Origin of the sequence: Micromonospora sp. NPDC049089 (assembly GCF_040648775.1) — a bacterium.
Lineage (GTDB): Bacteria > Actinomycetota > Actinomycetes > Mycobacteriales > Micromonosporaceae > Micromonospora.
This window is the reverse complement of sequence record NZ_JBEZEH010000322.1, coordinates 1-4,851: the sequence shown is the minus strand read 5'-3', so window position 1 is coordinate 4,851 and position 4,851 is coordinate 1. Positions and strand designations below refer to the sequence as shown.

Here is a 4,851-nt window from a genome sequence, read left to right as displayed (position 1 = left end):
CCACAACCCCCACCACTCATCGTCGGGTGCGGCCGCCGACCCCCGCTCAGCGGCGGACGGCGGCCGTTTCCCTCCCGGGTCCGCCCGGGCAGCAAGCACTGCCGGGTACGCCCGGAAGCCCGCGCCGCGGGTACGCCCGACACAGCTGCGCTGAGAGCGAACACTGCCCCGACCGGGACTCTGCCGCCCCGCACAGCGGTTAGTGTCGGGAAAGACGGTACGGAGAGCGAAGGGCTGCCATGACCGACATGCACATCCCCAAGAAGTCGCTCCGGGCGATTGACGCGCGCGGTGGCGACTCCATTGGCAACCTCGACGACTCGGTCTACAACCGGTTGCTCAAGGAACGCATCATCTTCCTGGGCAGTGAGGTGACCGACCAGGTCGCCAACCGCATCTGCGCGCAGCTGCTGCTGCTCGCCGCGGAGGACCCGGACCGCGACATCAACCTGTGGATCAACTCGCCGGGTGGCTCGGTCTACTCCGGCATGGCGATCTACGACACCATGCAGTTCATCGACAACGACGTGTCGACCGTGGCGATGGGCATGGCTGCCTCGATGGGTCAGCTGCTGCTCTGCGCGGGCACCAAGGGCAAGCGGTACGCCCTGCCTCACGCACGGATCATGATGCACCAGCCGTCCGGTGGTCTGGGCGGCACGGCGTCCGACATCGCCATCCAGGCGGAGCAGATGCTCTACACGAAGCGGATGTTCCAGGAGCGGGTCGCGCACCACACCGGCCAGAGCCAGTCGCAAATTGAGGCCGACTCGGACCGGGACCGTTGGTTCACCGCCCAGGAGGCCATGGACTACGGCTTCATCGACAAGGTGATCATCGGGGCCGCACAGGTTCCGGATGGCGCCGGGACCCTGAGCTGAGGAGCTGACGATGACCGATCTGAGCCTGCCGCCCCAGTTCGCGGCCGTGCACAACCGCTACGTGCTGCCGTCGTTCGTCGAGCGCACGTCGTACGGGGTCAAGGAGTCGAACCCGTACAACAAGCTCTTCGAGGACCGGATCATCTTCCTCGGCGTCCAGGTGGACGACGCGTCGGCCAACGACGTGATGGCCCAGCTGCTGACGCTCGAGGGCACCGACCCGGACCGCGACATCATCATGTACATCAACTCGCCGGGCGGTTCGTTCACCGCCATGACGGCGATCTACGACACCATGCAGTACGTCCGTCCGGACATCTCGACGGTCTGCCTCGGGCAGGCGGCGAGCGCGGCGGCGGTGCTGCTCTCGGCGGGCACTCCGGGTAAGCGGATGGCCCTGCCGAACTCGCGGATCATCATCCACCAGCCGGCCACCGAGGGCGGCTACGGGCAGGGCTCGGACATCGAGATCCAGGCCCGGGAGATCCTGCGGATGCGTACGCAGCTGGAGGACATGCTGTCCCGCCACTGCAACCGCCCGATCGAGCAGGTTCGCAAGGACATCGACCGTGACAAGATCATGACGGCCGAGGAGTCCAAGGAGTACGGGCTGGTCGACACGATTCTGACCAGCCGCAAGAAGGGTTTGCTGGCGGCCAACGCCGCCCGCTGAGCCGTACCGGGTCAGAGGTTGGCCGGGGCTTTCGTTCCCGGCCGACCTCTGACACACCCGTTTTGGGGGTCGGAGAATGCCCCGCCAGCGGGTAACGTCGGGTCCGTACCGCTTCGCCGGCTGGGCTGGCGGCGCGAACCAAACCGGGCGGCGTGCAACGTCCGCAGGTCAGGGCCGGGTCTCCGGCCGATGAGTGCAGGGAGAACGTAGGTGGCACGGATCGGTGACGGCGGCGACCTACTGAAATGCTCCTTCTGCGGCAAGTCGCAGAAGCAGGTCAAGAAGCTCATCGCGGGCCCTGGGGTCTACATCTGCGACGAGTGCATCGATCTCTGCAACGAGATCATCGAAGAGGAGCTGGCCGAGTCCGGCGAGGTGAAGTGGGAAGAGCTTCCCAAGCCGATGGAGATCTGCCAGTTCCTCGACACCTACGTCGTGGGTCAGGATCAGGCCAAGAAGGCGCTCGCCGTAGCGGTCTACAACCACTACAAGCGGATCCAGGCCGAGGCGGCTGGCGCGCCGGGCTCCGGCAGTGACGCCGTCGAGCTGGCCAAGTCCAACATCCTGCTGCTCGGCCCGACGGGGTGCGGCAAGACGCACCTGGCGCAGACCCTCGCCCGGATGTTGAACGTCCCGTTCGCCATCGCCGATGCCACCGCGCTGACCGAGGCGGGCTACGTGGGCGAGGACGTGGAGAACATCCTCCTCAAGCTGATCCAGGCCGCCGACTACGACATCAAGCGCGCCGAGACCGGCATCATCTACATCGACGAGGTCGACAAGATCGCCCGCAAGTCGGAGAATCCCTCGATCACCCGGGACGTCTCCGGTGAGGGCGTGCAGCAGGCGCTGCTCAAGATGCTCGAGGGCACGGTGGCCAACGTGCCGCCGCAGGGTGGCCGTAAGCACCCACACCAGGAGTTCATCCAGATCGACACCACCAACGTGCTGTTCATCTGTGGTGGGGCGTTCGCCGGCCTCGACCAGATCATCGAGTCCCGCACCGGGCAGGGCGGCACCGGTTTTGGCGCCCGGCTCCGGTCGGTCTCCGAGCGGTCGACCGACGACATCTTCAGCCAGGTCATGCCGGAAGACATGCTCAAGTTCGGGTTGATCCCCGAGTTCGTCGGCCGGCTACCGGTCATCACCAACGTTCGCAGCCTGGACCGCAGCGCCCTCGTTCGGATCCTCACCGAGCCGCGCAACGCCCTGGTCCGGCAATACCAGCGTCTGTTCGAGCTGGACGGTGTCGAGCTCGAGTTCGACGAGCCGGCGCTGGAAGCCATCGCCGATCAGGCGATGCTCCGGGGCACCGGTGCACGTGGTCTACGGGCCATCATCGAGGAGGTTCTGCTCTCCGCGATGTACGAGGTGCCGAGCAACCCCGACGCCGCCCGCGTGCTGATCACCCGCGAGGTTGTCCTGGAGAACGTCAACCCGACCATCGTGCCGCGTGAGTTCACCGGGCGCCGGGCTCGGCGCGACCGCGAAGACAAGTCCGCCTGATCCTTTCCGCATCCCGCCGGCCGTTCGATCCTGAGCGGCCGGCGGGATCGTGTTCGGCGCCGTTCGCCAGTGACCACCGCCCGTGCCGGTCAGGCCGTGGCGCTGTCCGTGAACGGGTCTTCAGCCGTACCCTGGGCTCATGCGTGTCGCCGTCTGCCAGCTGAACGCCCGGGACGACCGTAAGGCAAATCTGGCGGCCGCTGAGGCCCTGCTGGAGCGCGCCGCCGCCGGCGGCGCGGATCTCGCCGTCCTTCCGGAGTACGTCGACTACCTGGGTCCGGCAGCTGGGCTGCCCGACCCGGAGCCGGTCGACGGGGAGGTGGGTAGCTTCTTCGCCGGGGTGGCCAGGCGGCTCGGGATCTGGGTGGTGGCCGGTTCGTTCCATGAGGCGGGTCCGGACCCGGACCACACGTGGAACACCTCGCTGGTCTTCGACCGTTCCGGCAGTCTGGCCGCGAGCTATCGCAAGATCCACCTGTACGACGTGGAGATCCCCGGTCGGGTCTCCTATCGGGAGTCGACGAGTGTCGCGCCCGGGGCCCAACCCGTGGTGGTCGACGTCGAGGGGCTACGGGTCGGCCTGTCGATCTGCTACGACCTGCGCTTCCCGGAGCTCTACCGGCTGCTCGCGTCCGATGGCGGCGCGCAGCTGCTCGTGGTTCCGGCAGCGTTCATGATGCACACCGGCCGGGACCACTGGGAGGTCCTGCTGCGGGCCAGGGCGATCGAGAACCAGTGTTTCGTGGCGGCGGCCGCTCAGACCGGCGACCACGAGCCAGGTCGCACCTGCTTCGGGCGCAGCATGGTGGTCGACCCGTGGGGAACGGTCATCGGCCAGGTGCCGGACGGCCCGGGGGTCTCCGTCGTCGACCTGGACCTGGAGCGGCTCGACACGATCCGCGCCGAGCTGCCCAGCCTGGCCAACCGCCGGCTCTGAGGCTCAGCCTGGCCAACCTCGGCTTTGAGGTGTGGGGCGGGCCAACCGCGGCTTTGAGGCTTTGAGGTGTGCGGCGGGCCAACCACCGGCTCGGAACCTCAACCCTCCAGCAGGACGCCGATCACCGCGAACCCGGCGATGGCCGCGGCGGTGACCAGCAGCGCCGTGGTCATCCGGGACCTGCCCCGTCGGGCCAGCCGTCCCACCGAGAGCACAAGCACGACCAGCACGACCGCGCCGATCACCACCTGCCAGAACGGCCCGATGAGGCCGAGCAGCGCCTGCTCGGCGAACACCCTGGTGCCGTGCCCGGACTCATCCATGATTGACACTCTGGCACGTCGAGGCGGCCCGCGTCCTCGGCTGTGCCGGGGAGTCGAGGTTGCTGGCAGCTCGGCGGCGCCAGGAACCGGCGGGTGCTCTTCGTCCGAACCAGTGATGAACCCTGATTTGCCTTCTCCGGGCCGTCCGCGTAACTTTCTCTCTGCACGGGGGAGGCCGGACAAACCGGCCGAGAACGGGCGCCAGGCTCGTGGCGGGAACGCCGAGCGGGACTGAGGATCGGGCGGTGCGGAACACTCCGGAAACGGGGTTGCGAACGCGAAGCCGACCGGGTAGAGTTTCGAAGCCGGCAGGAGCCGGGCGGAGAGCCGCAAAGCGGCGATCGGCCGGTCTGCGGTTTCCCACGACAGAAACGAACGTCGGTAACGACGTGCGTCATCGTGGACTCGAGCAAGCAAGACTATCCGCATCACCGGATGAAGCATGACGAACCGCGAAATATCGGTTTGACACAGCGGAAACGAGCGGGTAACGTAGTAAAAGTGCCTGGCGCTGAAAGCGCGGGGCGCGAA

At 67.4% G+C, this 4,851-nt stretch carries 5 protein-coding genes; 4 read left to right on the top strand and 1 reads right to left on the bottom strand.

The window, feature by feature from the left end; genetic code table 11:
• Positions 1–239: 239 nt before the first annotated feature.
• From AB0B48_RS31970 to AB0B48_RS31955, 4 genes are all read left to right on the top strand, one after another.
• Positions 240–881: an ATP-dependent Clp protease proteolytic subunit gene (locus AB0B48_RS31970; RefSeq protein WP_007464111.1), complete on the top strand. Its 642-nt coding sequence runs from the start codon at positions 240–242 to the stop codon at positions 879–881.
• A gap of 10 nt (positions 882–891) precedes the next feature.
• Positions 892–1,554 (top strand): ATP-dependent Clp protease proteolytic subunit, encoded by a 663-nt coding sequence (locus AB0B48_RS31965; RefSeq protein ID WP_030333536.1) that lies wholly within the window; start codon positions 892–894, stop codon positions 1,552–1,554.
• Positions 1,555–1,764: 210 nt separating this feature from the next.
• On the top strand, positions 1,765–3,060 hold the full coding sequence (gene clpX, locus AB0B48_RS31960) for an ATP-dependent Clp protease ATP-binding subunit ClpX (RefSeq protein ID WP_355010117.1): 1,296 nt from the start codon (positions 1,765–1,767) through the stop codon (positions 3,058–3,060).
• Positions 3,061–3,199: 139 nt separating this feature from the next.
• Positions 3,200–3,997: a carbon-nitrogen hydrolase family protein gene (locus tag AB0B48_RS31955; protein WP_357208129.1), complete on the top strand. Its 798-nt coding sequence runs from the start codon at positions 3,200–3,202 to the stop codon at positions 3,995–3,997.
• A 98-nt stretch (positions 3,998–4,095) separates the two neighbouring features.
• Here the strand turns inward: AB0B48_RS31955 and AB0B48_RS31950 are convergent, their stop codons facing one another.
• Positions 4,096–4,320: a hypothetical protein gene (locus tag AB0B48_RS31950; RefSeq protein ID WP_357208127.1), complete on the bottom strand. Its 225-nt coding sequence runs from the start codon at positions 4,318–4,320 to the stop codon at positions 4,096–4,098.
• Positions 4,321–4,851 lie beyond the last annotated feature (531 nt).

Bases quoted from the DNA above. Each gene is read 5' to 3' on its own strand.
- AB0B48_RS31970 (WP_007464111.1), top strand. From the start codon at position 240: ATGACCGACATGCACATCCCCAAGAAGTCGCTCCGGGCGATTGACGCG.
- AB0B48_RS31950 (WP_357208127.1), bottom strand. From the start codon at position 4,320: ATGGATGAGTCCGGGCACGGCACCAGGGTGTTCGCCGAGCAGGCGCTG.
- AB0B48_RS31965 (WP_030333536.1), top strand. From the start codon at position 892: ATGACCGATCTGAGCCTGCCGCCCCAGTTCGCGGCCGTGCACAACCGC.
- AB0B48_RS31955 (WP_357208129.1), top strand. From the start codon at position 3,200: ATGCGTGTCGCCGTCTGCCAGCTGAACGCCCGGGACGACCGTAAGGCA.